This window comes from Alicyclobacillus acidocaldarius subsp. acidocaldarius Tc-4-1 (assembly GCF_000219875.1).
GTDB lineage: Bacteria > Bacillota > Bacilli > Alicyclobacillales > Alicyclobacillaceae > Alicyclobacillus > Alicyclobacillus acidocaldarius_A.
Genome location: NC_017167.1, coordinates 1588611 through 1614196, shown reverse-complemented (window position 1 = coordinate 1614196; position 25586 = coordinate 1588611). Strand labels below are relative to the sequence as shown.

At 61.5% G+C, this 25586-nt stretch carries 34 protein-coding genes and 1 pseudogene; 32 read left to right on the top strand and 3 right to left on the bottom strand.

Annotated elements, in window-relative coordinates:
- Positions 1–2: 2 nt before the first annotated feature.
- The 9 genes from lipB to TC41_RS07620 all read left to right on the top strand — a co-directional run bounded on the left by lipB (position 3) and on the right by TC41_RS07620 (position 8000).
- The gene (lipB, locus tag TC41_RS07660; protein WP_041695186.1) at positions 3–686 is read left to right on the top strand and encodes a lipoyl(octanoyl) transferase LipB; all 684 of its coding nucleotides are present in this window, start codon (positions 3–5) and stop codon (positions 684–686) included.
- Positions 683–1750: a M20/M25/M40 family metallo-hydrolase gene (locus TC41_RS07655; RefSeq protein ID WP_014464449.1), complete on the top strand. Its 1068-nt coding sequence runs from the start codon at positions 683–685 to the stop codon at positions 1748–1750. Before lipB ends, TC41_RS07655 begins: the two co-directional genes overlap by 4 nt.
- A 19-nt stretch (positions 1751–1769) precedes the next feature.
- Positions 1770–2297, top strand: a complete 528-nt coding sequence (locus tag TC41_RS07650; protein ID WP_014464448.1) for an NUDIX hydrolase — start codon at positions 1770–1772, stop codon at positions 2295–2297.
- Positions 2297–3457 (top strand): endonuclease Q family protein, encoded by a 1161-nt coding sequence (locus TC41_RS07645; protein WP_041695760.1) that lies wholly within the window; start codon positions 2297–2299, stop codon positions 3455–3457. Before TC41_RS07650 ends, TC41_RS07645 begins: the two co-directional genes overlap by 1 nt.
- Positions 3458–3546: 89 nt before the next feature.
- Positions 3547–4224: a stage II sporulation protein M gene (locus tag TC41_RS07640; protein WP_041695185.1), complete on the top strand. Its 678-nt coding sequence runs from the start codon at positions 3547–3549 to the stop codon at positions 4222–4224.
- Positions 4225–4226: 2 nt separating this feature from the next.
- Positions 4227–4550, top strand: a complete 324-nt coding sequence (locus TC41_RS07635) for an RNHCP domain-containing protein (RefSeq protein ID WP_041695184.1) — start codon at positions 4227–4229, stop codon at positions 4548–4550.
- A gap of 34 nt (positions 4551–4584) precedes the next feature.
- Complete coding sequence (gene xerD, locus TC41_RS07630) at positions 4585–5469, top strand: site-specific tyrosine recombinase XerD (protein ID WP_014464444.1); 885 nt, start codon at positions 4585–4587, stop codon at positions 5467–5469.
- Positions 5470–5488: 19 nt separating this feature from the next.
- Positions 5489–6661: a phosphopentomutase gene (locus tag TC41_RS07625; RefSeq protein ID WP_014464443.1), complete on the top strand. Its 1173-nt coding sequence runs from the start codon at positions 5489–5491 to the stop codon at positions 6659–6661.
- A gap of 94 nt (positions 6662–6755) precedes the next feature.
- Positions 6756–8000 (top strand): D-alanyl-D-alanine carboxypeptidase family protein, encoded by a 1245-nt coding sequence (locus tag TC41_RS07620; protein ID WP_014464442.1) that lies wholly within the window; start codon positions 6756–6758, stop codon positions 7998–8000.
- A gap of 68 nt (positions 8001–8068) precedes the next feature.
- On the opposite strand, the gene TC41_RS07615 is transcribed toward TC41_RS07620, so the two are convergent.
- Positions 8069–9379 (bottom strand): helix-turn-helix domain-containing protein, encoded by a 1311-nt coding sequence (locus TC41_RS07615; RefSeq protein ID WP_014464441.1) that lies wholly within the window; start codon positions 9377–9379, stop codon positions 8069–8071.
- Positions 9380–9546: 167 nt separating this feature from the next.
- Here TC41_RS07615 and spoIIAA point away from each other — a divergent pair, with 167 nt between their 5' ends.
- The 21 genes and pseudogenes from spoIIAA (at position 9547) to TC41_RS17385 (ending at position 23190) form a co-directional block, all read left to right on the top strand.
- Positions 9547–9891, top strand: a complete 345-nt coding sequence (spoIIAA, locus tag TC41_RS07610) for an anti-sigma F factor antagonist (protein WP_008339007.1) — start codon at positions 9547–9549, stop codon at positions 9889–9891.
- Positions 9891–10358, top strand: coding sequence for an anti-sigma F factor (gene spoIIAB / locus TC41_RS07605; protein WP_014464439.1), 468 nt, complete (start codon positions 9891–9893; stop codon positions 10356–10358). Before spoIIAA ends, spoIIAB begins: the two co-directional genes overlap by 1 nt.
- 12 nt (positions 10359–10370) lie before the next feature.
- Complete coding sequence (gene sigF, locus TC41_RS07600; RefSeq protein WP_012811051.1) at positions 10371–11141, top strand: RNA polymerase sporulation sigma factor SigF; 771 nt, start codon at positions 10371–10373, stop codon at positions 11139–11141.
- A 95-nt stretch (positions 11142–11236) separates the two neighbouring features.
- Complete coding sequence (spoVAC, locus tag TC41_RS07595; RefSeq protein ID WP_014464438.1) at positions 11237–11695, top strand: stage V sporulation protein AC; 459 nt, start codon at positions 11237–11239, stop codon at positions 11693–11695.
- Positions 11696–11710: 15 nt separating this feature from the next.
- Complete coding sequence (gene spoVAD / locus TC41_RS07590) at positions 11711–12736, top strand: stage V sporulation protein AD (RefSeq protein ID WP_041695183.1); 1026 nt, start codon at positions 11711–11713, stop codon at positions 12734–12736.
- A gap of 1 nt (position 12737) precedes the next feature.
- A complete protein-coding gene (spoVAE, locus tag TC41_RS07585) occupies positions 12738–13097 on the top strand; it encodes a stage V sporulation protein AE (RefSeq protein ID WP_014464436.1) in 360 nt (119 codons plus the stop codon).
- Positions 13094–13750 carry a stage V sporulation protein AE gene (locus TC41_RS07580; RefSeq protein ID WP_237699854.1) on the top strand — a complete coding sequence of 219 codons (657 nt, stop codon included), beginning with the start codon at positions 13094–13096 and terminating at the stop codon, positions 13748–13750. Before spoVAE ends, TC41_RS07580 begins: the two co-directional genes overlap by 4 nt.
- A 22-nt stretch (positions 13751–13772) precedes the next feature.
- Positions 13773–13907: a hypothetical protein gene (locus TC41_RS17045; protein ID WP_014464434.1), complete on the top strand. Its 135-nt coding sequence runs from the start codon at positions 13773–13775 to the stop codon at positions 13905–13907.
- Positions 13908–13947: 40 nt separating this feature from the next.
- Positions 13948–14733: a spermidine synthase gene (locus tag TC41_RS07575; RefSeq protein ID WP_014464433.1), complete on the top strand. Its 786-nt coding sequence runs from the start codon at positions 13948–13950 to the stop codon at positions 14731–14733.
- Between the two features lie 49 nt (positions 14734–14782).
- Entirely contained in the window at positions 14783–15388 is a 606-nt protein-coding gene (locus TC41_RS07570) for a site-2 protease family protein (protein WP_041695182.1), read from the top strand.
- A 13-nt stretch (positions 15389–15401) separates the two neighbouring features.
- Entirely contained in the window at positions 15402–16118 is a 717-nt protein-coding gene (locus TC41_RS07565; RefSeq protein ID WP_014464431.1) for a segregation and condensation protein A, read from the top strand.
- Between the two features lie 2 nt (positions 16119–16120).
- The gene (gene scpB, locus TC41_RS07560) at positions 16121–16684 is read left to right on the top strand and encodes an SMC-Scp complex subunit ScpB (protein WP_014464430.1); all 564 of its coding nucleotides are present in this window, start codon (positions 16121–16123) and stop codon (positions 16682–16684) included.
- 55 nt (positions 16685–16739) lie between these two features.
- Complete coding sequence (locus TC41_RS07555; RefSeq protein ID WP_237699853.1) at positions 16740–17348, top strand: DUF2953 domain-containing protein; 609 nt, start codon at positions 16740–16742, stop codon at positions 17346–17348.
- A gap of 1 nt (position 17349) precedes the next feature.
- Positions 17350–17754: a GerW family sporulation protein gene (gene ytfJ, locus TC41_RS07550; protein ID WP_014464428.1), complete on the top strand. Its 405-nt coding sequence runs from the start codon at positions 17350–17352 to the stop codon at positions 17752–17754.
- A gap of 74 nt (positions 17755–17828) precedes the next feature.
- Positions 17829–18422, top strand: coding sequence for a nucleoside recognition domain-containing protein (locus TC41_RS07545; RefSeq protein WP_014464427.1), 594 nt, complete (start codon positions 17829–17831; stop codon positions 18420–18422).
- The gene (locus tag TC41_RS07540) at positions 18419–18964 is read left to right on the top strand and encodes a spore maturation protein (protein WP_014464426.1); all 546 of its coding nucleotides are present in this window, start codon (positions 18419–18421) and stop codon (positions 18962–18964) included. Before TC41_RS07545 ends, TC41_RS07540 begins: the two co-directional genes overlap by 4 nt.
- A 43-nt stretch (positions 18965–19007) precedes the next feature.
- Positions 19008–19829, top strand: coding sequence for a pseudouridine synthase (locus TC41_RS07535; protein ID WP_014464425.1), 822 nt, complete (start codon positions 19008–19010; stop codon positions 19827–19829).
- 63 nt (positions 19830–19892) lie between these two features.
- A complete protein-coding gene (locus TC41_RS07530) occupies positions 19893–20417 on the top strand; it encodes a YhcN/YlaJ family sporulation lipoprotein (RefSeq protein ID WP_041695756.1) in 525 nt (174 codons plus the stop codon).
- A gap of 110 nt (positions 20418–20527) precedes the next feature.
- The gene (locus tag TC41_RS07525) at positions 20528–21229 is read left to right on the top strand and encodes a response regulator transcription factor (RefSeq protein WP_014464423.1); all 702 of its coding nucleotides are present in this window, start codon (positions 20528–20530) and stop codon (positions 21227–21229) included.
- Positions 21226–22999, top strand: a pseudogene (locus TC41_RS07520) (ATP-binding protein). The gene TC41_RS07525 and the pseudogene TC41_RS07520 overlap by 4 nt, the downstream one beginning before the upstream one ends.
- The gene (locus TC41_RS17385; protein ID WP_041695180.1) at positions 22996–23190 is read left to right on the top strand and encodes a hypothetical protein; all 195 of its coding nucleotides are present in this window, start codon (positions 22996–22998) and stop codon (positions 23188–23190) included. Before TC41_RS07520 ends, TC41_RS17385 begins: the two are co-directional and overlap by 4 nt.
- On the opposite strand, the gene TC41_RS07510 is transcribed toward TC41_RS17385, so the two are convergent.
- Positions 23154–23591, bottom strand: coding sequence for a helix-turn-helix domain-containing protein (locus tag TC41_RS07510; protein ID WP_014464421.1), 438 nt, complete (start codon positions 23589–23591; stop codon positions 23154–23156). The genes TC41_RS17385 and TC41_RS07510 overlap by 37 nt on opposite strands.
- A 142-nt stretch (positions 23592–23733) precedes the next feature.
- On the opposite strand from TC41_RS07510, the gene TC41_RS07505 reads away from it, so the two are divergent.
- Positions 23734–24447, top strand: a complete 714-nt coding sequence (locus tag TC41_RS07505) for an SIR2 family NAD-dependent protein deacylase (protein WP_041695179.1) — start codon at positions 23734–23736, stop codon at positions 24445–24447.
- A 58-nt stretch (positions 24448–24505) separates the two neighbouring features.
- Positions 24506–24880: a hypothetical protein gene (locus TC41_RS07500; protein ID WP_014464419.1), complete on the top strand. Its 375-nt coding sequence runs from the start codon at positions 24506–24508 to the stop codon at positions 24878–24880.
- A 1-nt stretch (position 24881) separates the two neighbouring features.
- Here the strand turns inward: TC41_RS07500 and TC41_RS07495 are convergent, their stop codons facing one another.
- On the bottom strand, positions 24882–25538 hold the full coding sequence (locus TC41_RS07495; RefSeq protein ID WP_014464418.1) for a PrsW family intramembrane metalloprotease: 657 nt from the start codon (positions 25536–25538) through the stop codon (positions 24882–24884).
- Positions 25539–25586 lie beyond the last annotated feature (48 nt).

Genomic DNA, 25586 nt, shown 5'->3' with positions numbered 1-25586 from the left:
CGTTGGCCACGTCGCTCGTTTGGCGTTCGCTAGGCGTCGTGCCGTATGACGACGCACTGGACATGCAGGTGAGTCAGGCGCTCAAGCTCTTGAACCTCGAAGACGATACGCAGACCGTGTTCGCGCTCGAGCACCCGCGCACTATCACCATCGGCCGCAACGGGTCCGACGCCAACATCCTCCTTCCGGTCGAGGTTCTCACCCGCAGGGGGTTTGAGGTGCGCATGGTCGATCGCGGCGGCGACGTCACCTACCATGGCCCGGGCCAGTGGGTGCTGTACCCGGTGCTTCATCTAGCCCCATGGGGGAATGACGTGGCTCGATTTGTGCGCAACCTGGAAGAGGTCGTCATTCGCGCGCTCGCGGAAGTCGGCATTGAGGGCCGTCGCATCGATGATTTGCCCGGTGTGTGGGTGGGCGATGATAAGATCTGCGCGGTGGGTGCGCGGGTGAAAAAGCGCCCGTCAGGTGAATTTGTCACGTATCACGGCATCGCCCTGAACGTGAACACGCATCTCCAGGACTTCGACGTCATCGTCCCGTGTGGCATCCGCGACCGGGGTGTGACGAGCGTGGCTGCGGTCTTGGGTGAGCCTCAGGACATGAAAGCGTGGGAAGGTCGCCTCCGCAACCACTTCTCGGAGGTGTTTGCCTGCGAGATCGTGATGACGGAGGCACCCGCGTGAGGGCGGGATCGCGTGCGGCCGACGAGCAGTCGGCCCTCGCTTTGTTTCTGGAACTTTTGCACATCGACAGTCCGTCGGGGGGCGAGCAACGCGCGGCGCGCTTTTGCGCCGCTTGGCTGGAGGACCTTGGCCTGTCCGTCGACTGGGAGCCTGTCGCCGTCGGTGACACCGTCTCCGCCAATCTTTGGGCACGTGCGCCGGGCGATTCGACGCTTAGTCCGGTTTTGGTGTGCGCGCATTTGGACACCCGTTGGGCCGGGGTACCCGATGTGCGGCGGCGAGCCGACGGATGGATCGAGAGCGGGAACGACGTGCCGCTCGGCGCGGACGACAAAGCGGGCGTGGCCGCGGTGATGGCGGGGTTGGCGCGAGTCGTGCAGGACGGCAGGCGGCATCCGCCCATCGAGATCTTATTTTCGGTCGGTGAGGAGTTGGGAAGCGCCGGCGTTCGGGCGTCTCGGCGGATTTCCTCCCGCGCGCGGCGCGCGCTGGTTGTCGATGCGGAAGCGCCGGTCGGCACGCTAGCCGAGGCGGGATACGGACAAGCGCGCCTGTGGCTAGGCTACTCCGCGCGCGGAGAAGCCGACCGGTTTTCCGTGTGGCGGACACTGCAGGAGGCTGCAAAACGTATCGGACCTGGGCTGACCGGCGAACTGGTGCGCTTTCTTTCCTCGGAGGTAGGCTTCGAGGCGGAATTGGCCGTCTGGTTCTCGCCAGATGTCGCCTGGCGGATCGCCAAGGCGCGCTACGATTCGTGGTTGGCCGAGCTCGAGCGGAGCACGGCGCCTCGCGAGGTGAGATCTGACCTCCTGTACCCGGCCTACGACGTGCGATCCAGCCCGTGGCTTCACGACGTGCGACGCCGGATGGAGAGGGAGGCCACGCCCATCCTTTGTGCGCGTATGCGAGACGGATGCGACGCGAATTGGCTCGCGTCCATGGGGCTTCTGCCTGTCAACGTTGGAGTGGGCTACGAGCGCGCCCATACGCGGGCAGAGCGGATCCATGAAACAAGCCTTGCGCGGCTCACCCGGCTGCTGATGGCGGCGCTTTCGGAGCCGTAGGATAAAGGGAGGGAAATGCATGCGGGAGCAGACGGTAGCGGAAGAGCGGCTGTTCACCGGCCGGATCATTGATGTGCGGCGTGTCACCGTGAAACTGCCCAACGGCCATACCAGCACGCGCGAGGTGGTGCTACATCCGGGCGCCGTGGCCGTGCTTGCAGAAGTGGATCCGGGTAAGGTGGTCTTGGTGCGCCAGTTTCGCAAGCCGTGTGAACGGGAGCTATGGGAAATCCCCGCCGGCAAGCTCGAGCCCGGTGAGGAGCCCGAGCGGGCGGCAGCGCGAGAGCTGTCTGAAGAGACTGGGTATCGATGTGCAGGACTTCTCGTGCCGGTCCACACCTTCTACACGGCGCCGGGCTTCAGCAACGAGAAGCTGCACGTGTACTACACCAACGACGTGGAGCGCGGCGCAGAGCACCCCGATGGCGATGAGTTCGTCGAGTCTCAAGTGTTCTCGCGCGACGAGATTTGTCGAATGTTGGCGGCGGGCCAAATTGAAGACGCCAAGACGCTCGTAGCGCTTTACTGGTGGCTGGCACGGCCGTGATGCGGGTGTTCGCCGACTTTCACGTTCACACGGGAGCCGCAAAGGGCCGGCCCGTCAAAATGGCTGCGTCGCATCAATTGACCGTGGCGGCCTCCCTTGACTGGGCAATCCGTGTGAAGGGGCTGCACGTCGTGGGTCTCGTTGACGCCGTCTGCGACCCCGTGCTCGAGGAGATCCGGGATCTGTGTCGCGCGGGACATCTGGTTCCGGTCCGGGGCGGCGGTTTGATGTATCAGGGGTCACTTTTGGTCGTACTTGGGGCGGAAGTGGAAATCCGCGTCTCAGAACATGGCGCCGCGCACTTCGGATGTTGGCTTCCCACGGTCGAAGCGGCGGCTGACTTTCAAATGTGGTTGAAAACGGTTCAGTGCAACACCGGGTTGTCTTCGCAAGTCGCGCGAACCGACCCAACCCGACTGGCCGAAGAGGTCCATGCGAGAAACGGCCTGTTGGTCGTGCACCACGCGTTCACGCCGTTCAAGGGGCTCCTCGGCAGTGCGGCGGATCGCGTCGCGGACATCATGCCGCTCGAGGTCGTCGACGCTGTCGAGCTCGGGCTGTCGGCGGATGCGGACATGGCGGATCGCCTGAAGGAAATGAGGGAATTCACGTTTCTGTCGAATTCCGACGCTCACAGCCTTCCTTCCATCGCGCGCGAATTCAACGTGCTGGCCTTGCAGGAGCTGTCGTTCACCGAGATTCAAGCCGCGTGCCGTCGTCTCGGCGGGCGCGCGGTGTTGATGAATTTAGGTCTTTATCCACCGCTTGGCAAGTATTATCGGACGCGTTGCCGATCCTGCGGAGCGCTGGTCGCGTCGAAATCGTGTGCCTGTGGCGCGGACACAGGGTTGGTGCAGGGAGTGTGGGATCGGATTGAAGCCATCGCGGACGACGACTCGCCTGTTCATCCGCCTTGGCGGGCACCCTACCGCTACATCGTTCCCCTCTCCTTTGTCCCCGGCGTGGGACCTCGGACGTACGCCAAGTTGCTCGATGCGTTCGGTGGGGAAGTCTCCCTGCTGTACGCTCCGCCTTCTGAACAGGCGCTCGCCGACGTGGTCGGAGCGAAGCTGGCCGCCCGAATTGCGGCAGCTTTGAGCGGCCGACTGCCTGTCTCGCCGGGCGGTGCCGGACGGTATGGGCGCATCGAGGAGGCGTGAGGGTCGGCATTCGAGCGAGTCTATTCATCGACTGCTCGTCATAGACATGGTCGTGTCTACGTCTCCGCGATTCGGGAGGAGGCACGGTCATGAGAGCAACCGCGTGGATGGCCCGCAGGCGCTCGCCTTTGTCGCTTTCGCTCGCTTGGTTTCGGTTGCGGCGAGGGGTAGCGCGCCGGCTGTCCCAAGAAGCGCATATTTGGGCGTTTCTGCTTGGCATGGTCCTGTCCGGCGTCGCCTTTGGTGGGATTGTGGCTGGAGAACTCCGGCCGACGGACAAGCTGGAGCTTGCCAATCAGTTGGAGGCGTTCCTGTTGGCTACGCTGCACGGCCAGCTGGCATCGGGCAGTTCGGTGTTCGCAAGCCGGTTTGTCTCGGATGCGGCTTGGCTTGCGCTCGTGTGGCTGGCGGGTTCCTCTGCGGTAGGTATACCCATCGTAGCGGCCGCGGTGTTCGCGCGCGCCTTCGAGACGGGTTTCGCCGTGGCGTTCACCTCGCTTCAATTCGGGTGGAAGGGTTTTGTGGTGGCTTCCATCGGGATCTTTGTTCATCAGGCCATTTTCCTGTTCGCGTTTCTCCTGGCGAGTGTCAACGCCATCCGGTTTTCGTATCAGATTGTCGCCCAATCCGTTCCCCTCTATCAGTGGACGCTTCAGTTCGTGAGGTATACTGGGAGAAGCGTGATGTGCCTAGGCGGCGTGATGCTCGCGGCGGCTGTCCAAGCGTTTGTTGTTCCGCCGATGGTGACCCGGCTTTTGGGAGGATGACCATGGCTGCGTTTATTCGCCGAAACGAGCCGTTCACCTGCGCGCACTGCGGCCTCCGGGTGGAGCCTGCAGAACGAACGTGCCGGAACCACTGTCCTCGCTGTTTGTATTCTCTGCACGTAGACGTTGATCCGGGCGATCGCGCCAATTCGTGCGGTGGGCTCATGGAACCGGTGCGCGTCGAGTATCACTCGAAGAAGGGACTCCAGATCGTCCACCGCTGCACCTGCTGCGGACAGGAGACGCGCAACATCGCGCTGCTTGATGTCGCCGTGCAGCCGGACAATCGCGAGCGGCTGTACGAGCTCATGCGGCATCCGCGGTGAAAGCTCAATCGTCGCACGCAGGGGGTGAAATGCGGTGGACCCAGACATTCGCACCTTTTTGGATCATCTCCGGCTGGAGCGAGGTCTCTCGGAAAATACGGCTACAAGTTACGCGCGAGACTTGACCGATTTCTGTCGCTACCTCGCGCGAGAGCATCGGACCATCCGAGATGCGGACCGTACGGCCGTGCTCCGCTATCTGTCCGACCTGAAGGGGCGAGGCATGAAATCGACGACCATTGCTCGCAGGATGTCTGCGCTTCGCTCGTTCTTCCGCTACCTTCTGCGTGAAGGCGTCCTCGAAGCGGATCCGACGGCGCACATCGAGGTGGCGGCTCCGGACGAGCACCTTCCTCGGGTCGTCTCGGAAGAGGACGTGGAACGGCTGATGGCCGCCGTCCGTCGACCGGATGCCATGGGACTGCGCGATCGCGCCATGCTAGAGACGCTCTACGCCACGGGGATGCGTGTGAGCGAGCTTGTGGCGCTGTCGCTCGAAGACGTCGAGCTGGCCGCCGGATTCGTCCGCGTGTTCGGAAAGGGCAAGAAGGAGCGCGTGGTGCCACTGGGCGAGATGGCCCAGGATGCCCTCCGTCTGTACCTGCGCTACGGCAGGCCGCTTCTGGTGCGGGACCGGGGAGAAGGCGCGGTGTTTGTCAATCGCTTTGGCCGGCGGCTCACTCGGCAAGGGTTCTGGAACATCTTGAAGGGCTATGCACAGCAGGCAGGCGTATCGGTCGAGGTCACACCGCACACGCTTCGGCACTCGTTCGCCACCCATTTACTGGAGGGCGGCGCGGATCTCCGAGTCGTTCAGGAACTCCTGGGACACGCCGACATCTCGACGACGGAGCGGTACACGCACGTCACACCGCATAGGCTGCGCGAGGTGTATCGCAACGCGCATCCGCGGGCGTAATACGAATGGAGGATGTGGGTTGGACAAGCGTCTCATTTGGATTGTGCTCGACAGTTGTGGGATCGGCGCGGCGCCGGATGCCGCGGAGTACGGGGAGGCCGATGTTCAAAGCAATACCATTGCGCACGTCGCGGAGGCGGTGGGCGGACTGCGAGTTCCCAACCTTGAACGCCTTGGCCTGGGGCGCATTGCGCCCATCGCCGGCGTAGCGCCTGTCGGCGTGGGCGGGTATGGCACCATGGTGGAGCGATCCGCCGGGAAGGATACGACGAACGGTCACCTCGAGTTCGTGGGCATTGTCCTGTCACAGCCGATGCCGACGTATCCGAACGGGTTTCCGCCGGAGATCATTGAGCCGTTCGAGCGGTATGTGGGCAAACCGGTCCTTTGCAATCGCCCGGCGTCTGGCACCTGGGTCATCGAGGCTTATGGGAGAGAGCATCTCGAGACGGGCCGGCCCATCGTCTATACCTCGGCGGACAGCGTCTTTCAGGTCGCTGCGCACGAAGACGTGGTGCCCGTGGAGACGTTATACGATTGGTGCGAATACGCAAGGTCCATCCTGGTTGGTCCTCACGCCGTGGGTCGGGTGATTGCGCGGCCGTTCGTCGGCGAACCGGGGCGGTTTGTGCGAACGGATCGCCGCCGGGACTATTCGCTGGATTTCGGCCCGACGGTGCTCGATGTCATCGAGGCCGCCGGATACCCTGTGATTGGGATTGGGAAAATCGCAGACATTTACAACCATCGGGGCATCACGCGGGCGGTGCACACCGCGGACAATCGGGATGGCATGCAAAAGCTGGTGGAGGCGATGGACAGCGAGACCTCCGGCTTGATTTACGCCAACTTGGTAGATTTCGATTCGAAGTATGGGCACCGAAATGACCCAGTGGGATTCGCCCGCGCCATCGAAGCGTTTGACGCGGATCTGGAGGGCGTGCTGTCGCGGCTTCGCCCGGGCGACCTCCTGGTCATCACCGCCGATCATGGCTGCGACCCAACGGTCCCTGGCACGGATCACACGCGCGAACGCGTCCCGATTCTCGCCTACCATCTCGACATGGCCCGGCCCGTCGATCTCGGCGAGCGAGAAACCTTCGCCGATCTCGGCGCCACCGTGGCAGAGTACTTCGGTGTGCCGCTTCCGCCCGTCGGGAAATCGTTTCTCCGGGATCTCCGCCGCGCGTGAACACATAAAGCATGGAGGATGCGTAGCGCCGCTTCGTCTTGCACACACTAACGCCGATTTCGAATCGGTGGACTCCGAGAGAGGAGGTTGCAGGATGAAGCGGCATTCTCGCGCGCTCGGGCTTGGCCTCGGCGCTCTGTGTCTCATCGCGACGAGCGCCATGCCACAGATTGCTCGTGCTGCGTCAGCGCCTGGGATTGCGCAAATGCGCGAGGCGACGGACGCGGGCTCGACGACCTCTACGCCAACCTCAAGCGTCGATCTCGCCAAACAGGCGCGGTCTGCGGTCCTCATGGATTTTGCAACCGGCAAGGTGCTCTACGCGAAAAATGCCCACGAGCGGCTGCCCATGGCGAGCATCACGAAGATCATGACCCTTCTTCTCATCTTCGAAGCGATTGACAGCGGCAAGCTGAAGTGGACCGATCGCGTCCAGGCGAGCGAGCGAGCCGCGAGCATGGGCGGTTCGCAAATCTTTCTCGAACCCGGCGAGACCATGACCGTGCGGGACCTCGTGAAAGGCATCGCCATCGCTTCGGCGAACGACGCCTGCGTCGCTATGGCAGAACACCTTGACGGGAGCGAAGAGGCGTTCGTCGCCCGCATGAACCAACGCGCGAAGGAACTCGGCATGACCGACACGCACTTCGCTAACTGCAACGGGCTGCCTGCTCCAAACCATTATTCCAGTGCGCGCGACATCGCCATCATGTCGAGGGCGCTCCTGATGCATCCCGAGGTCACGGCGTTTACCTCGGTGTACAGCGATTACTTGCGCAAAGATACCGATCACCCCCTCTGGCTGGTGAACACCAACAAACTCGTGCGCTTTTACGATGGAGTCGACGGCCTCAAGACGGGTTACACGCAGGAGGCGAAGTATTGTCTTTCTGCTACGGCGAAGCGCGATGGGTTTCGCGTGATCGCCGTCGTGATGGGGGAGCCTAAACCTACGGTCCGGAATGCCGAAGTCGCGGCGATGCTGAATTACGCATTCGCACACTACAAATCGGTTCAGGTCTATCCCCGCGGCCACGTCGTGGGGCAGGTCGCGGTCAAACGAGGCACGCGCGATCGCGTCGAGGCGGTGACGGCCGAGCCCGTGGCTTTTGTCACCGAGCGTGCCCACAACACCGCGTACACGACCGAGATCCAGTGGATGACGCTCAAGGCTCCCGTGTCCCGCGGCCAGGTCGTCGGACATGTTCTGGTCAAATCGGGAGGACGCGTCGTGGCGGATGTCCCGGTTGTCGCGAAGGAGGACGTGCCAAAGGCCACGTTCTTCCAGAGCCTTGGCAAGACCGTGAAGAAAGTGATCACGTTCGGCCAAGCCCAATGAAACCGCGCCATCAAGCAGGACGCGCCGCCTCAGGCGGCGCGAACCGTGTCGATTGGGCGCGTTTTTTCTTATTGGCGGGGAAATAGCCAGAATCGATCGGGCGCAGCCCATGGCCGTTCGGGATGGCGCTGAGTTTCCCGGGCGACGGCTTCCTCGCAGAGCTGCAGGATCTCGGGGGTGCTCCCCTTGTGCAGATACACTTCGGCCTTCAGATGGAGGTACCCCGAAGGCGCGATGTCGGGATGCTCGGCGACAAGCGCGTCGAGGGCGCGAAGCTCCAACTCGGCCCGGTCGAGATCGCCCAACTCGAGGTTCAGCGAGGCTGCGAGCAGGTGAAGCTGGGCTCGGATCTCGGGGCCGACCCGGGTCATCGCGAGCGCTCGGGATACGCGATCCATCGCGGACGCAGGCTGATGCAGCGCCTGATAGGTCAGCGCCAACTCGTGATCGAGCGCAACCCGAAGGACTTCGTCTCGAGGACTCGTCCTATCCTCCAGGTCGAGGAGATGGGACAGTGCGCCCGCAACATCTCCTCCGAGTCGCAAGAACGCTCCCAAATTGATGCGGCAGCGCATCGCCAAGGCGCGATTGCCAGCGTCTTCGTGCAGCTCAATGGCGCGCCCCGCATGTTCGATGGCCGCTCGATAGTCGCCGACGGCTGCAGCCGCACAGGCGAGTCCGTGGTGGGCGTGGGCGCGATCGACCGTGGACATGGGTTCCGTGTCGCGCGCCAGGATGCCTTCGTAGAGGGACCGCGCCTCGGCCACGGGGCCATACTGGAGGAGCAGCCGCGCGAGGGTCATCTCGATCTTCAGACGGAGGGGCATTTGAAGCCCAGACGCCGCGAGCGCTTGGCGCGCGCGCTGCAAGTATAGGATGGCCTCCTCGTCTCGCTGCAACCGCCGCCGCGCGAGAGCCCCGTAATAGTAGCCTCGGACCACGCTCGACATGTCGCCTCGCGCAAACCCCGCGAAGACCAACGCGTCGTAGAGGCGGGCGGCCTGTTCGTAGTCTCCGGCCTTCAAATAACAGTCTCCCATATCCTGAAAGACGAGTTCCGGGCGAAACTGCGAGTGAAGCGGCCAGGAGAGCGAAAGAAAATGCCGAATGGCTTCTTCATAGTGTCCCTGTTCCGCAAGTTGCTTGGCACGGCGATACGTGTGAGCCTCCTCAGACGATCCGGCCAGTTGCTTCTGGAACTCGGAGACATCGACGCCGAGGCGCGCCGCGATCTGGGTCAGCAGTTGGGCAGACGGCATTGTCCTGTCGGATTCGATCTGGCTGATCATACTGGCGGTTGCGAGTCCTCGAGCGAGTTCGGCCTGCGTCATGCCTCGCGCCTTGCGCAGCGCGCGAATCTTTTGACCAAGCGTCTCCATACTTCGCCTCCTATCTTCTCCTTTCCATTGTACCGCCAGCGCCTCTGATGCGTCATCGTTTGGTTGTCGAATTCAGTAGATTCTCCACTACTTTTGTCAATGGGCAGGAATTCCCCGTTTAGGCCGTGAATTTCTTGACCAGACCGCATAAGGAGAGGGGATGCAAGGTGTCTGTCGAGACCAAATTAGAGCGAGGAATCGTGGTGATCGAGTTAAAGGGAGAACTGGATCACCACGCCGTGGAACAAATGAGGGACCGGATCGAACAACAATTGGCGGAGCACGGCTACCGGGGTCTCGTGATGTCGTTTCGGAACATCGATTTTATGGACAGTTCGGGCCTCGGACTCATTCTGGGCCGGTATCGAAGCGTCTCCGAGCACGGGGGTAAAATGGCGCTTTGTGAAGTCAACCCGACGTTGAGGCGGCTCTTCGAAATGTCGGGTTTGCTCAAGGTGATACCCGTTTACGACTCTGAAGAAGCTGCGGTGGCAGCAATCCTGGGAGCGTGATGGCCGTGGAACGAGTGGCCGAAGACGTGCGCGTGGACAACTATCTGCGCCTTGTGTTTCCGAGCCGGTCGGAGAACGAGTCGCTGGCTCGCGTGGCGGTCGCTTCGTTTGTGGCGCCGCTCGATCCGACGATGGAAGAGTTGACGGAATTGAAAACGGCGGTGTCGGAGGCCGTGACAAACGCCATCATTCACGGTTACCCGGACGAGATCGGCGAGGTGACCGTGGAGTGCGCCTTGTACGGAAATCGCGTGCGAGTCGTCGTCGAGGACCGGGGCGTGGGCATTCCCGACGTGGACCTCGCCAAACAACCGATGTACACGTCGCGCCCCGAGCTCGAACGGTCAGGCATGGGCATGACCATCATGGAGACCTTCGTCGACAAGATGGAGATCGAGTCCAAGCCAGGAGAAGGAACGCGCGTCACGCTCATCAAGACGTTCCGAACTGCCCCTGACGTGATGTGAGGGGGGTCGCACGTGGATCAGGCAAAGGAGCGCCCCGTTCCACACCATGTGGATGAATATGAGAAACTGTCCGACGAAGAGGTCCGGGAGCTTCTGGAGCGGAGCCACAACGGCGACGCGGAGGCGAGGGAGCGACTCATTGTTCACAACCAGCGCCTCGTGTGGGCCGTCGTCCAGCGATTTCTCGGGCGAGGTTATGAAGCGGAAGATCTCTTCCAAATCGGATGCATCGGCCTGATGAAGGCCGTCGACAAGTTCGACCTGTCTTACGACGTCAAATTCTCGACGTATGCCGTCCCCATGATCATCGGCGAGATCCAGCGGTTTCTGAGGGACGACAGCACGGTCAAAGTGAGCCGAAGTCTCAAGGAGACGGCGAAACAGATCCGCCACGTGCGGGATCGGCTCGCGAAGGAACTCGGTCGCCAGCCGCACATCACCGAGATTGCCGAGGCCATGGGCATGGAGCCTTCGGAAATCGTGTTTGCGCAAGAAGCCCTTCGCGCACCGGCGTCGATCCATGAGACCGTGTACGAAAACGACGGGGATCCCATCTATCTGATGGACCAGATAGCGGACGAGGAGACCGAGGGCAAGTTCGACAAGGTCGAGCTGCACGAGATCATCGGGCGACTACCGGAGCGTGAGCGCTTCATCGTGTACATGCGATTCTTCCGCGATAAGACGCAGAGCGACGTGGCGCGCGTGTTGGGCATTTCTCAGGTGCAAGTCTCGCGTTTGGAAAAGCGAATCCTGCAGCAAATTCGACAGGAACTGGAATAACATCGTCTCTGGAACAACTTGTCGCCGCCCAAGGGCGGCTTTTTTCGCGCCCTCGGGGCATGTTACATAGACGAGAAGAGATGGGGGGATTTTGCATGCCAATCGCGACACCCGAGGAGCAAGCCCGGTACCACGCGCTTGTGAATCGCCTGACGCCCGGACGGCCCATCCTCCGAAATACGGTGCGAGCCTTCATCGTCGGTGGGCTCATCTGCGAACTGGGACAGGCGATCCAAGCCCTGTTCGTGCGGTATGGCGGCTTCAAGCCCACCGAGGCCGGGAATCCAACGGTCGCCGTGCTCATCCTGCTAGCAGCGATCTTCACCGCCATGGGCGTCTACGACCGATTTGCGCAGTGGGCTGGCGCCGGATCGGCCGTACCTGTTACAGGTTTTTCCAACACGATGACGTCCGCCGCCATGGAACACCGCAGCGAGGGATTCGTGGCGGGCGTGGGCGGCAACATGTTCAAGGTCTCGGGTCCCGTCATTGTCTACGGGGTTGTCAGCGCGTTCTTCATCGCGCTCATCCGATACGTGGTGGAGCACCTCTAGAAGGGGCGATGACGTGTGGCAAGACTAGGGCGCTCCACGTGGGCATTCGGCGAACGCCAGGTAGCCGTCAAGGCCACTTCGACCGTGGCTGGCTCCTTGGAGGGGCAAGGCCCGCTCTCCGACGCCTTCGACGTCCGCGTAAATGACGATCGCGCTGGGCAAGCCACCTGGGAACGGGCGGAACAGGCGTTGTTTCGCCGAGCAGCCGAGATCGCGTGCGAAAAAGCGGCTGTCCATCCGAGCGATCTCGACCTCGTCGTCGGCGCGGATCTCAACGCGCAACTGACATCGTTCTATATGGGGTTAAGGCCTTTGGCCAGGCCTATGCTGGGCGTGTACAGCGCTTGCGCTTCCATCTGCGAGGCGCTTGCCGTGGCTGGTCTGGCTGTGGCGACCGGATTTGCGGATGTCGTCCTCGTCGGCACGTCGAGTCACACCAGCACGGCCGAGCGCCAGTTCCGATATCCCACGGAGTACGGCGTCCAGCGCCCGCCAACCGCTCAGCGCACCGTCACGGGCGCTGGCGCGGCCATCCTCGCGCGAGGCCGTGGGAAGTGGCAAATCACCCACGCAACCATTGGCGAGATCGCGGACTTCGGCGTCAGGTGCCCATGGGAAATGGGCGCGGCGATGGCGCCGGCCGCGTGTGATACGTTGCGACAGCATCTGCAAGATACCGGCCGCTCTGTCGTCGACTACGATCTCGTCGTCACGGGTGATCTCGGCCGCGTCGGGCTGGACATCCTGCGCCATCTTCTCGTCGAACAGGGGTTGGCGTCAGCAACGGTCGCAGAGGAGCGGGTCCAGGATTGTGGCGCCATGATCTATGACGAAAATCAGCCTGAGGTGTTTTCGGGCGGCAGCGGGGCTGCGTGCAGCACCCTGGTGACCTTCGGACACCTGTTCCGAGAGATGGACCGCGGCCACATTCACCGGCTGCTGGTGTGCGCCACGGGAGCGCTGCTATCGCAGGTCAGCGCTCAGCAAGGGGATACGATTCCGTCCATCTCGCACGCCATCGCATTCGAACGGGGGGATTGACATGTCGGCGTGGACGTTCTTGTGGGCGTTTTTGGTGGGTGGCGCCATCTGCGCCATTGGGCAAGTGATCATGGACACGACCAAACTCACGCCTGGGCACGTCATGTCCATCCTCGTTGTGGCTGGCGCGGTGGCGGACGGCTTAGGGCTTTACGATCCGCTCATCAAGTTCGCCGGCGCTGGCGCGACCGTGCCCATCACGAGCTTCGGGAACGCCCTTGTGCACGGCGCCATGCACGAGGCGAAGATTCACGGGCTGATTGGCGTGATCACCGGCATCTTCGAGGTCACGAGCGCGGGTATCTCCGCCGCCATCGTGTTCGCGTTTCTCGCCGCCGTGTTTGCGAAACCGAAGGGGTGAGGCACTTGCGCCACGTGGTCTCGCATCCCCGCCGCGTGATTGTGGTGACGGACGGCGATCGCGTCGCTGCACGAGCCCTGGCTATCGCAGCGAAGCGCACAGGGTGTTCATTCGTCGCGCAGAGCCGGGGAAATCCCACACGGTTGAGTGGCGTGGAACTCGTGCGGTGCGTTGAGGCCGCCCCGCGCGATCCGGTCATCGTCATGCTGGATGACAACGGCGATCCCGCCGAGGCGGCAGGAGAGTCTGCGCTGCGGGTCCTCGGTGCGCATCCGTCGGTCGAAATCGCCGCCATTCTGGCCGTCGCTTCGCACACGGGAGGGGTGCGCGGAACACCCGTCGACTTCAGCGTCGATTGTCACGGCCGCCGCGTCGAGCATGCGGTCGACAAGGAGGGACATGAGACGGACGCCTACCTCGTCGCGGGGGACACCGTGGACGCGCTCTGCGGCTTGGATGTGCCGCTCATCGTCGGCATCGGCGACATCGGTAAAATAGGGGGACTCGATGCGCCCGCGCGCGGCGCTCCGGTCACGACGAGCGCCATCGAATGGGTTCTCATGGAACTCGCCTGGCGCGCGGGGCGCCGCCATCTTGCGCCCAGCGGACGGCTGCCCACACCCACGACTCGGATGCGACATACCCTTCAGTAGACGATGGAGGGGGTGAGACGACGTGCTCAGCATCTTGGCGTTTCTGCCCCGGGTCTTCCGCTACTTTGGCATGTTTCAGATGTTTTTCGGCTTCGTGCGCCCCTTTTGGCCGATGATCGTGCGCGTGTGGCGTCGACCCGCGATGGCTGCAGCGTGACCTCTCGGCCGATGCGCGTGTGTGCAGTATAATAGCGAGCATGGACATTCGCGCACGACAGGGGTTGAAGGATACGAAGCTTTTGTACGCGGGACCAGGTACGGTTCATCGTTGGATTGAGGTCGTCGAAGAGAAGGGCATTCGACAGATGCGTTTCGGGCGAAACGGCGGCTGGCAGGGGGCGCTCGATCTCGCCCGGCCTGAGCGCCCCGTTTTTCCGTATCAACGAGCGTTCGCGGCTCTCGCCGAGGCTCATGAGCCGATTCGGGCGTTTCTCGCCATCGGCGTGGGGGCGGGGACGAGCCTCCACCATGTTCGCCGCCTTCATCCGGAGGCGGCCCTTCATGGCGTCGAGATCGACGAGACCGTGCTGACCCTCGGAATCGAGTTTTTCCAGGCGCCGTCTCACCGCGAGGCGAACTACTGGGTTGGAGATGGCGTGCAGTTCATCTCCTCGCCCCACGCCGCCACCTACGACCTCGTCTTCGTAGACGCGTATCTGAAGGCGAGCATTTATCAACCCTGCCTCGCCCCGGGAACGGTGTCCTGCCTCGCTCGCGTCACCTCGAATCGCGGGACGGTGGTGTACAACCTCATTACAGCAGGATATCGCTCCTCGTATTGGAGGGGGTTTCTGGACGTCATGCGCTCCTCCTTCCCCGTACTGCTGGATCTTCCCGTGGGTCTTCCGCTCACCGCCCAAAACCGACTGTTCATTGCCACGCGCGACGAGGATCTCGCGGCAAGACTTCGCCAAATGTGCATGCGGGCAGGGGCGTCGGATCTCGAGCGCGTCTCTTGGTCGCTTCGCCTATCAGCGCTGTGAACGCGCGTGATATAATGCCGGTATCCATTCACCGGCAGGAGGCATCGGATTGTTCGCTTCATGGCTCAATCCCGTCTGGATCTTGCGCTTCGCTCTCGTGCTTGCGAGTCTGGTGCTGCACGAGTTTGCGCATGCGGCGATGGCGACCTGGCTCGGGGATTCGACGCCCAGGCGTCAAGGGCGGTTGACACTCAATCCCGCAGCGCACCTCGATTTGACGGGCCTTATCGCCATGCTGGTGGCACCCATCGGCTGGGCGCGCCCCGTCGAGATCCACCCGGGTGCATTTCGCCATCCTCGCGCCGGGATGGCGTGGGTCGCATTGGCCGGTCCCCTGGCCAATGTCGTCCTGGCCGCGTTGAGCTTCGCCGTGCAAAGCCTTCCGGTGGTGTCGGTCTCGGACGCCTTGCAGCAACTGTTGGGTTTGGCTTTCGAGGTAAACGTCGCCCTGGTGTTGTTGAATATCCTGCCCATTCCACCGCTCGACGGATGGCGCGCCCTGTATGCACTGTTGCCCGTGCGCTGGCGCCTTTCGCTCGCGTGGCTGGATGCTTACGGCCCCTGGTTCCTGTTGCTCATCTTCCTTCTTCCACCCGCAAACCGCGCGTTTTCCGATCTCGTCTACGCCGTGATGTCGTACTGCTACGGCGTGTGAGAGGAGGCGCAAGGTGTCCTACGAAATCCGACTCGCGCAGTTCGAAGGCCCACTCGATCTGCTCTTGCATCTCATCCGCAAGAATGAGATCGACATTTATGACATTCCCATTGCCGCGATTACCGAACAGTACCTTCAATACTTGGATGACCTCGAGCGGTGGTCGCTCGACATCGCGAGTGAATTTCTAGTGATGGCGGCGACGCTCCTGTCGATTAAGTCGCGCATGTTGCTTCCGCGGAGATCAGCCGCGCCTGACGAAGAAGAAGATCCGCGGCTCCCGCTCGTGCAACAATTGCTCGAGTACGAGCGGTGCAAGTGGGCCGCCGCTCAGCTGGCCGATCTCGCCGCGCGGAACGCCCAGGTGTACGGCCGCGAGCCGATGGATCTGCGCCCATACCGGCCCGATACCCAGGCAGAGAGGCTCGACGTGACGCTGTGGGACCTCGTCGACGCGTTTCGCAAGCTGTACCTGCGGTTGCCGCCGTCGGAGCGCGTTGCAGAAATCCGCGGAAAGGTCGAAAAGGTCGAGGAGTGGATGGACGAGATCGCCGAACGCATGCGACGATATCGGTCCGCAGAATTCACCTGGCTCCTCGGCGGGAGGTTCACGCGGGAGGCTCTGGTGGCCGCGTTTCTCGCCATCCTGGAGTTGCTCAAGGATGGCCGCCTGACGTGCCGACAAGCGGAGCCGTTCGGTCCCATTGAACTTGTCTGGACGGGGGATTGATCATGGAATTGGTCGCTGCGCTTGAAGCGGTGTTGTTCGCCGCCGGTTCGGAGGGGATGTCGACCCGCGAGATTGCGCAGGTGTTGGACGTGTCGGAGGGCCAGGCGCGCGATCTCTGCCACCTGCTCGCCGCGCACTTGGAGGAACGTGGTTCAGGGCTGACGCTGCTCCACACAGGAGACACGTGGCAACTCGTGACGCGCCCTGAGTTTGCACCGTATTTTCGCCGGATGGCGGATCAACCTGCCCGTTCCAGTCTGTCACAGGCCGCGTTGGAAGTTCTGGCTATCATCTCGTATAAGCAGCCCATCACGCGTGCCGAAATCGAGGAGATTCGGGGCGTACAGTCGGATCGCGCACTCGCCACTCTTATCCACCGGGGGCTTGTCCAAGAAGTGGGGCGGCAGGACGGACCGGGTCGGCCGATTTTATACGGGACCACGATGGAGTTTCTCCGCCAGTTTGGATTGAGATCCTTGGACGAACTTCCGCCGCTGCCCGATTTTGCGGGAAAGGAGGGGCGGCCCGATTTGTTCGCGATGTCGGCAGATCTCGCGCGGGACTGAGAGATTGCATATCGACCAGGTTCTGGGTGCACCCTAGCTCGTGAATGCGAGTGAGGTGCCTGCATCCATGGGATTCGGTTGGATTGGCATCGCATGCGGGCTGTGTGTGGCGCTGTGCGTCCTTTTCATGGCGGCCCCCATCCGCGTGGAGGTGGAATACAGGCGTGCGGGATCGGACGAAATCCGCGCCCACGTTCGAGCGATGTATGGATTGGTCCGGGTGCGGTGGAGGTGGGCGAGTGGGGAGGGCAGGGTGCAGCCAAAGAGAGGGCGCGGTCCGACGGCGGACCGTCTGCCCGAGCCCAGCCGCCCCTCGCTCTCGCTGAACGCTTGGCGATCCTTCGCGCACCGTGCGCTTCGCGCGCTCGATCGCATGGCGCCGCATGTCCACGTCGAAGAATTGCAGCTGGAAGCTCGAATGGGCGCCGGGGAGTCCGTTCAGACAGGCGTGCTCGTGGGCGTGTGTTACGCCGCCATCTACACAATTTTGGGTTGGATTGGCAGTCGAGTGAGGATGCACCGCGTTCCAACCGTCTCCATTGCTCCCGCGTTCCAAGATGTCTTGTTGACCATCTACGCGAGGAGCATAGTGCGCATTCGCACAGGGTACGTTATAGCTGCAGGACTTTGCATGTTGACGGCTTGGAAGAGGAGGGCGTCGTAACGTGGATCATCCCATTCAGAGTCTCATGCAGACCGCGATGTCGAATCTTCGCGAGATGGTGGACGTGAACACCATCATCGGCGATCCGGTCGAGACGCCGGACGGAACGGTCATCTTGCCAGTGTCGAAAGTGGGCTTTGGGTTTGCAGCCGGCGGAAGTCAGATTGAGGGAGGGGACGCGCACGGTCAGGGACAAGGCGATCTCCCGTTCGGAGGCGGATCGGGGGGCGGCGTTTCCATCACGCCGATTGGCTTTCTCATTGTGCACGGCAACAATGTTCGGCTCCTGTCGGCGGATCACCAGAATCAGCTGTACGACCGACTGATTGACCTCGCGCCCGCCATGTTGGAGCGAATCCAGAGCCTATTTTCCAAGCAAAAGACGTCGGATCCTCCGGTCATGTAAAGCCCGTCATACGGTCCGATCCTCCGGCATACTCCTTGTACGGGACAAGTTCGCCCCGCGGGAGGTGCCGTGCCGTGATCGACTTCATTTGGCTCGCGTTGTTCCTCTCCGGCGTCGCTACTGCGATGGTCACCGGCCGCATGCCGATGGTGTCCAGCGCCATCCTGAAAGGCGCGGAAAGCGGCGTGGAGTTGTGCATCGGTCTTATCGGCGCCATCAGTCTGTGGATGGGGCTTATGCACATCGCAGAGCGCGCCGGTGCCGTGGCTTGGCTGGCTCGAAAGTTAAAGCCCGTCGCTCGCCGCCTGTTTCCTTCCGTCCCCGCCGATCATCCCGCGATGGGCGCCATCTTGGCCAACATGAGCGCCAACCTTCTGGGCATTGGGAATGCCGCGACGCCTCTAGGCCTTAAGGCGATGGAGGAACTGCAGAAGTTGAATCCCCATCCGGACAGGGCTTCGGACGCCATGTGCACGCTTCTGGCCGTGAACACGGCTAGCATCACGTTGATTCCCACGACCGTCATTGCCATCCGCATGCAGTACCATTCTGCTCATCCCTCGGCCGTGGTCCTTACCACCTTGGTCGCCTCGCTCATTGGTACGTGTGCGGCACTGGTCCTCGATCGTCTCTTTCGAGCGCTTTCCCATCGGAGGCAGGTGCGATGAGCGAGGCACTGGCCGTCATCAGCGAATGGACGCTCCCACTTGTCGTGAGCCTGATCCTGGTGATCGGAGCCTGGCGGCGGGTGCCCATTTACCAGACTTTCGTGCAAGGCGCCAAAGGCGGTTTTTCGACAGCCATTCGGCTCATCCCGCATCTCGTTGCGATGATGGTGGCGGTCAGTGTCTTTCGCGCATCCGGCGCCATGGACGGGCTCGTTCAGCTGCTCGATCCGGTCCTCACCTGGCTGCACGTTCCTGCTGAAGTGGCGCCGATGGGCATTCTGCGGCCCATCACGGGCCAGGGCAGTCTGGCCTTCATGATCGACATTTTTCGGAAACACGGGCCCGATTCCCATTTGGGGTTGTTGGCCTCGACCATGCAAGCCTCATCCGACACCACGCTGTACATTTTGACGGTATATTTCGGAAGTGTGGGCATCTATCGGTTTCGCTACGCGCTCGCCGTAGGGCTTATGAGCGACTTCGTCAGCGTGCTCGCGTCGGTTTTCGCAGTTTGGCTCGTGTCTGGTATGATACAGGTCTAGCGAACCTGGCTCGTTGCGCAGGAGGATGGGAGTTCGGATTAGGATGGAACGATTGCAGAAGGTGTTGGCACATGCTGGCGTCGCGTCGCGCAGGAAGTGTGAGGAGCTCATCCTCGCCGGGCGGGTCAGCGTGGACGGCGAGGTTGTGACCCAGTTGGGCGCAAAGGTCGATCCGTCACGTCAGCGCATCGCGGTGGATGGCGTGCCCATTGAGCTCGAGCAGCCAGTGGTGCTTGTGTTGAACAAGCCCGTCGCCTATCTGTCCACGGTATCCGATCCGTTGGGACGGCGCACGGTGATGGAACTTTTGCCTCCGATCCGAGAACGCGTGTACCCGGTCGGCCGGCTCGACTATGACACGAGCGGGCTTTTGCTATTCACGAATGACGGCGAACTGACGCAGAGGCTGCTTCACCCTTCGCGTGAGATCGAAAAAGTGTACCGCGTTTCGGTGCGGGGGATCGTGGATCGAGAAACTCGGCGGGCCCTGATGGAGGGCGTGGAGCTAGAGGATGGTGTGACCGCCCCCGCGAGGGTCGAGGTCCTTCGGCAGGCGGATGGCGAGGACGGCGTCGCCGTCGTCCATCTCGCTATTCACGAAGGCCGAAATCGGCAGGTGCGGAGGATGTTCGAGCGGCTCGGGCTGCCTGTGCTGCGATTGAAGAGGATTGCATTCGGACCTATCTCACTCGGTCACCTGAAGACGGGCCAATGGCGTGCCCTGAGCCAGGATGAGTGGGTCGCGTTGTACCAGACGGCGGGCATGACACCGCCTCCGTACCGACGGCCGACGATCCGGCGCGAATCCGGTGGCAAGGGTCCTGCGCGGTCGCTTTCTCGAGACCGCAACGTCCGCCGCGACTGAGCGTCGGTGTGCATGGACAGAGCTCGAGACAGCATCCTACACGATGAGGGGGTGCTGTTGACGATGATCAAGTCGGCGCGGATTGCAGCCGCACTGTGGATGGTTTTGGTGGTGACCGGGTGCGGGCGAGTGGACAACGCGTCACAAGCCGCCAACCGTGTCGCGCAGGCCTCGAGACAGGCGGGCAACGCTGTGGCCAATACCGTCCAACGAGCAGGGCAAGCAGCGGATCGCGTAGGACAAGCGATGGGTGATCAGGCGGCCGCGACCTTTCGTGAGGCCAATGACATCGCCTCCTATCTCGTGCGATCCGGCTATGCACAGCAGGCCATCGCCTTCGTGATGGGCGATGTGGCTTATCTCGCCATTCAAACGCCACCAGCGGCCGGCTCCAAACAGACGAACAAGGACCAGATTGCGGAGCACGTGAAATCCGCATTTCCAGCGATCCGCCAGGTGTACGTCAGCGAGGATCCGGACGTGTACGCGAGGTTTGAGCACTTTCAGCGGATGATGCAGCAAGGCCATCTGGTTCAGGGCGTCTGGCAGAGCTTCAAAACGTCTGTGGTTCGCATGTTCCCATCCTGAGCGTTTTTCAAACGTCAGCCGGCCGGGCTTACGCTCGGTCGGCTGCGTTGTTTGCCAAACGTTCCTGGCCGTATAATGGGACGGAAGGGGCCACAGGCGGAGGTGTAGGCATGGCACAGACGCGAATCTTGGTTGTGGACGACGAGGAACGGATTCGCCGATTGGTTCGCATGTACCTCGAGCGAAACGGGTTTGAGGTCGATGAGGCGGCTGATGGAAAAGAAGCACTCAACAAGGCTTTGAATCAGGCGTACGCATTGATTATTTTAGACCTGATGTTGCCCGGGATGGACGGTCGTGACGTGTGCGCGCAAATTCGTCAGCACAGCAACGTGCCCATTATGATGCTGACCGCAGCGGGCGATGAGGCGAATCGCGTCCACGGCTTCGAACTGGGAGCCGACGACTATGTCGTCAAGCCGTTCAGCCCGCGCGAACTCGTGCTGCGCGTGAAGGCCATGCTCAAGCGCACCGGTGAAGTGGAGTATGGCCGAAATGCGATTCAAACGCTTACGTTTCCCGGCTTGGAGATTCAGATCGACGCGCGCCGCGTCGAGGTCAACGGTCAGGAGGTCAATCTGACCCCGAAGGAGTTCGACCTTTTAGTCTACATGGCTCAGCGCCCTGATAAGGTCTTTAGCCGTGAAGAACTGCTGAGGGATGTTTGGAATTATCAGTTCTTCGGAGATCAGCGCACCGTAGACACACATATCAAACGGCTTCGCGAAAAGCTGGGCCAGGCTTCGCCCGAGGTGAGCCGCTACATTGTGACCGTGTGGGGCGTCGGGTACAAGTTCGAGGTGGCTTCGTGATCCGAAATAGTATCGTAGCCAAGATGTGGCTGACGATCGTCGGCATGGTGTTTGTCATTCAGGCGCTCCTGTCGGTTTTGCTCCAGCAGGTTTTTAACAAGTACATTGTGACCCGCGAAGAAGCGAGTCTTACCCAGCTCGCGCTGACCGTCGAGTCCGTTCTCGCCACGGAAACGGATCGCTCCATCAAAGAGCAAGTCGCGAGTGACATCGCCAGGCGTGTGGAGCGGGCGACGGTGGTGTATGGAATTCCGTATACCTCCAATGCGGCGCTGAAAGCAGCCTATGCCGCCATGACGCCCGCGCAAAGGCAGGCGCTGTCGCGCGGTCAGCCGGTCGCGCTGCGCGGGACTTTTGGCAAAGTGCATCGGCTCACCGTGTACGTGCAGATCCCGAATGCCCGAGCGCCGCAACCAGGTCTCGTGGCCGTCTCGCAGGACACAAGCGTCTTGGACGAGCCATTGCGAGAGATTCGCAACATGGTGCTGTTTGATACGGTGCTCGGCGTGATTCTCGCGACGGGATTTGCGTTTGTGATCTCAAAAAATCTGTCTCGTCCGTTGGTCGACATGACCCGAGCCGCCGAGGAAATGGCGCGCGGCCACTACCGTCAGCGCGTTCGCGTGGTGACCAACGACGAAGTGGGGCGGCTCGGGCACACGTTCAATGCGCTCGCTCGTCAGTTGGCAGAGACCATCGAGCAGCTCTCGATGGAACGTGAGGGACTGCAGCGAATTCTTTCGTCGCTGCAAGACGGCGTGGTTGCGACCGATCTCGACGGCCGAGTTGTGTTGGCAAATCCCCCCGCAAAGCGCCATCTGCGCCATCTCTCGGTGGCAGAGCGCGGGATTGTCGATGAGGAGAGACTCCCGGATCGTCTAATGAGCCTATGGGTGCGTGTGCGTGAACAACAGGACGCGGTCTACCGCGAAGACACCTGGGACGGCCGCACCATCGGCATTACGATGCTCCCTTTGTACGAGGCGGACGGCACGACGTTGCGCGGAGCACTCTGTGTCCTTCGTGACATCACGGAGGAGAGGCGGCTGGATCGCCTCCGCAAGGACTTCATCGCGAATGTCTCGCACGAACTGAGGACACCTCTCAGCATGTTGCAGGGATACACGGAGGCTCTTCTGGACGACATCTCGGATGATCCAGATATGCGCCGCGAGTTGACGGAGATCATTCACGATGAAACCATGCGCATGAAGCGCCTTGTCAATGATCTCCTCAACCTCGCCCAGCTGGAAAGCGGACAATTCAAGCTCCATTTTGCGCGCGTCGATCTCACCCAGGTCATGCGGCGCGTGGCGCGCAAGTTTCAGGCGCTTGCGGGCGACGAGGACCAATTGGCGTTTGAAGTTTCCATCCCGGATCATCCTGTCATGGTCGATGGCGACGAGGATCGTCTGGAGCAGGTCTTCACGAACCTGCTCGATAATGCATTTCGGCATACGTCTCAGGGTACCATTCGATTTGAGCTGGACATTCGTCATGACTATGCCTACGTCCGCGTGGCCGATACAGGCAGCGGCATCCCGGAAGAGGACATCCCGTATATTTTCGAGCGCTTTTACAAGGCGGATAAAGCTCGCACAAGGTCGCGGTCCGGAACCGGACTGGGCTTGGCCATCGCCCGCCAGTTGGTGATTGAACACCGCGGAGAGATTTTGGTGGAAAGCCGGCTGGGGAGAAGGCACGACGTTCACGGTGGTGTTGCCACTCGCTTTTTCGAATCAGGACGGCGAAGGAGGAGGCGTCTCATGACGTGGGTGTACGATTCCAAGCTGTATGACACCAAGTTTCAAGCTTCCTGCCGCCTGGCGCGGCTTGAGGACGCCGTGGCGTCCTCAAGCGATGCGCGCTATCTTTCGGTGTTTCAGACGCAGAACGGCCGGTATGGTGTGAAGATTTTACTGGCTCACGATTCATCCGAGTCGGAACGGTGTTCGAAGTAACGCAGCCGGGTCAGCAGGTTCTTCTTTTGAGCCAGCACGTCGATCAATTGCCAGAGAAAGGATGCTTCTTCTTTGGACAATTGACTCATGCGATGGGCGGCTTCCAAATAGGGGAATGATTCCTCGTTGAGCACGAAGTGTTGGAGCGGCGTTGGCAGCTCGTAAACCGAATTCCGCATGCGCTTCGGTTCGTACGTCATCTCAGGGTCGCACAGCACGTGCAGCGGTACCCCTAACGCGTCGGCCAATCGCTTGGCGTAATCCAAAGAGGGTCTCCGTTTGTCGCGTTCGATGGAAGAAATGTGAGGTGTGGACACGCCCGCTCGCATGGCGAGCTCCTGTTGGGACCAACCGCGGCTGTGACGAATGGCTCTCACACGTGCACCAAATGAATCCTTCATCGCGATCTCCTCCCTGAAACCCCTCATGGTCTAACTCACCGACAATGTATCAAGGCCTCGACTTCATTGTAAATGCAAAAATGGGAATAAACTTTACTGTTATGTACGAGTTATCTGCATCACCTCGGAAAGGATTTGTTGAATGTTATACTACTGTTCTGGCAAACCGCCTGCCAAGGGGGTCCATGGACATCTGTGGACTTGGCCGAAGTCTCACCTGGTTGCCATCACGGGAGCCGGCATCAGCGTGGAGAGTGGCTTGCCTACTGTGGACGATGTCGTCGCGGGGGTTCCACTACGGCGTTTGTTTCAGCCGACCCTATGGCGAGAACAGCCCCTTGAGGCGTTTGAGGCGTTCCGAATCATCGCCAGGGAGTGGCAGAGGAAGCGGCCGAACCGTGCACACTTGGCGCTGGCTCACGCAGACGTTCCCGTCGTCACGCAGAACATCGACGGCCTTCACCGGGCTGCGGGGAGCAAGCGGGTCATCGAGTTGCACGGCAATCTTCGGGAATTGCGGTGCGACGCGTGCGGCGGCATTTTTCAGTCTGCGTTGGCGTGGAAGGAAGCACTTCCGAAGTGTCCGACGTGTGGAGACGTGCTTCGTCCAGGGTTCGTCCTGGAAGGTGAGGAGGTGCGTCACATTGCGCGAGCGTTGGACTGGGTGACGGAAGCGCGGGGGCTGCTCATCGTGGGCACGGAACTTCAGATGACGCCAGTTCGCGAATTGTACGAAGTGGCGAGAAGGCGTAATGTGCCGATTGCTTGGGTGGGCGATCATGCGGAGGACTGGGTTCCCTATTTGCTCGGAGGCGCGAGTGGCTCGGATTCTCTTTTTTGCCCGGGTGAAGTATAGTAACAGCAGCGATGCGGTCTCGCCGCACCGCATGTTCTGACAAAGATGAGGGGATGTTGTGGAATCGGACAAGATCCATTACGTGCTCGTGACGGATCGCAGCCGCAAGGCGCGTTCTCTCCGCCAACTGTACGAGACCCTTGTGGCGGATCGCGCAGACGCTGCACGCCTAGAGGTGAGCATCGGTGAGATTCACGGAGAGGGCGGTATCGAGTTGCGCGAGCGAGATCGGCATCGCGTCCTTGGCCTTCGTCTGCAGGACGAGCATATGAGTCCGTATTGCCAGACGAATATGAACCTGTTCCAACTGCTCATGTTGGACGAGTGCACCGAGATGAGCATTTACCGCGCCCAGCGCGCATGGCTGCTGGTGTTTCGTGGGGTCGCGAGTGGCCCGCGCCCGTTCGGCGCGCAGGGTTACGACCTTCGATAACTCACGTCCATCGAGTGCGCCATGGCTGCCGGGCGCGCCGCAGGATCTGAAGGCTGTATTCGCAGAGAAGGAAAAGCACGCCCGCGAGGACGAAGTCCGCAATGAGCGATCCGGCGAGTGCAAACGTGTCATAGACGCCGTGAGCGATAGCGGGTGCAATGTAGCCCCACGCTCGGGATGTGCCGAGAAACCGCGCGCGCGCGAACTGATATCCCATGAGGATGGCGAACATGAAGTGCGCAGGCACAGCGGTGAGGGCCCGGACGACTGCCGTCCAGAACCCCGAACTGGTGACGTACAAAACGTTTTCCACAGTCGCGAATCCGAGTCCAATGGCGCACGCGTAGACAATCGCGTCGACGGGAGCGTGCAGACGGCCGCGGTCGAGGACGGTTCGTTCGAATACGGCAGCCTTGAGAAACTCCTCCACCATGCCAGCGACAAAGAAGGCCGTCGCCAAAAGTCCCCGCCACGTGGTGGTTTGGGCCGACGCGTGGTCCAAGAGAGCGCGTTCGATCACGCCGGCCGGCAGCACTACGAGCGCGCCTAACCCAAACAACTTGGCGATCTCGCGCTTGGGCTCTGGGTGGAGTCTGTCGTAGGCGTAAATCAGTGCGAGGAGCAGCAGTCCAGGCAGAACGGCGAGCGCGATGTACATCCGATGCTCCCTCTTTCTTGTATGATTCGCTTGAAGCGGTTGTAGTGT

What these genes read in the sequence shown, in the direction of transcription:
- TC41_RS07510 (WP_014464421.1), bottom strand. Translation starts at nt 23,591, where the DNA reads ATGAAGGATTCATTTGGTGCACGTGTGAGAGCCATTCGTCACAGCCGC.
- TC41_RS07635 (WP_041695184.1), top strand. Translation starts at nt 4,227, where the DNA reads ATGGCTGCGTTTATTCGCCGAAACGAGCCGTTCACCTGCGCGCACTGC.
- TC41_RS07505 (WP_041695179.1), top strand. Translation starts at nt 23,734, where the DNA reads ATGTTATACTACTGTTCTGGCAAACCGCCTGCCAAGGGGGTCCATGGA.
- TC41_RS07540 (WP_014464426.1), top strand. Translation starts at nt 18,419, where the DNA reads ATGAGCGAGGCACTGGCCGTCATCAGCGAATGGACGCTCCCACTTGTC.
- spoIIAB (WP_014464439.1), top strand. Translation starts at nt 9,891, where the DNA reads ATGGCCGTGGAACGAGTGGCCGAAGACGTGCGCGTGGACAACTATCTG.
- TC41_RS07620 (WP_014464442.1), top strand. Translation starts at nt 6,756, where the DNA reads ATGAAGCGGCATTCTCGCGCGCTCGGGCTTGGCCTCGGCGCTCTGTGT.
- TC41_RS07615 (WP_014464441.1), bottom strand. Translation starts at nt 9,379, where the DNA reads ATGGAGACGCTTGGTCAAAAGATTCGCGCGCTGCGCAAGGCGCGAGGC.
- TC41_RS07535 (WP_014464425.1), top strand. Translation starts at nt 19,008, where the DNA reads ATGGAACGATTGCAGAAGGTGTTGGCACATGCTGGCGTCGCGTCGCGC.
- TC41_RS07525 (WP_014464423.1), top strand. Translation starts at nt 20,528, where the DNA reads ATGGCACAGACGCGAATCTTGGTTGTGGACGACGAGGAACGGATTCGC.
- spoVAE (WP_014464436.1), top strand. Translation starts at nt 12,738, where the DNA reads ATGTCGGCGTGGACGTTCTTGTGGGCGTTTTTGGTGGGTGGCGCCATC.
- TC41_RS07575 (WP_014464433.1), top strand. Translation starts at nt 13,948, where the DNA reads ATGGACATTCGCGCACGACAGGGGTTGAAGGATACGAAGCTTTTGTAC.
- scpB (WP_014464430.1), top strand. Translation starts at nt 16,121, where the DNA reads ATGGAATTGGTCGCTGCGCTTGAAGCGGTGTTGTTCGCCGCCGGTTCG.
- spoVAC (WP_014464438.1), top strand. Translation starts at nt 11,237, where the DNA reads ATGCCAATCGCGACACCCGAGGAGCAAGCCCGGTACCACGCGCTTGTG.
- TC41_RS07495 (WP_014464418.1), bottom strand. Translation starts at nt 25,538, where the DNA reads ATGTACATCGCGCTCGCCGTTCTGCCTGGACTGCTGCTCCTCGCACTG.
- TC41_RS07650 (WP_014464448.1), top strand. Translation starts at nt 1,770, where the DNA reads ATGCGGGAGCAGACGGTAGCGGAAGAGCGGCTGTTCACCGGCCGGATC.
- TC41_RS07530 (WP_041695756.1), top strand. Translation starts at nt 19,893, where the DNA reads ATGATCAAGTCGGCGCGGATTGCAGCCGCACTGTGGATGGTTTTGGTG.
- TC41_RS07640 (WP_041695185.1), top strand. Translation starts at nt 3,547, where the DNA reads ATGAGAGCAACCGCGTGGATGGCCCGCAGGCGCTCGCCTTTGTCGCTT.
- TC41_RS07645 (WP_041695760.1), top strand. Translation starts at nt 2,297, where the DNA reads ATGCGGGTGTTCGCCGACTTTCACGTTCACACGGGAGCCGCAAAGGGC.
- TC41_RS17385 (WP_041695180.1), top strand. Translation starts at nt 22,996, where the DNA reads ATGACGTGGGTGTACGATTCCAAGCTGTATGACACCAAGTTTCAAGCT.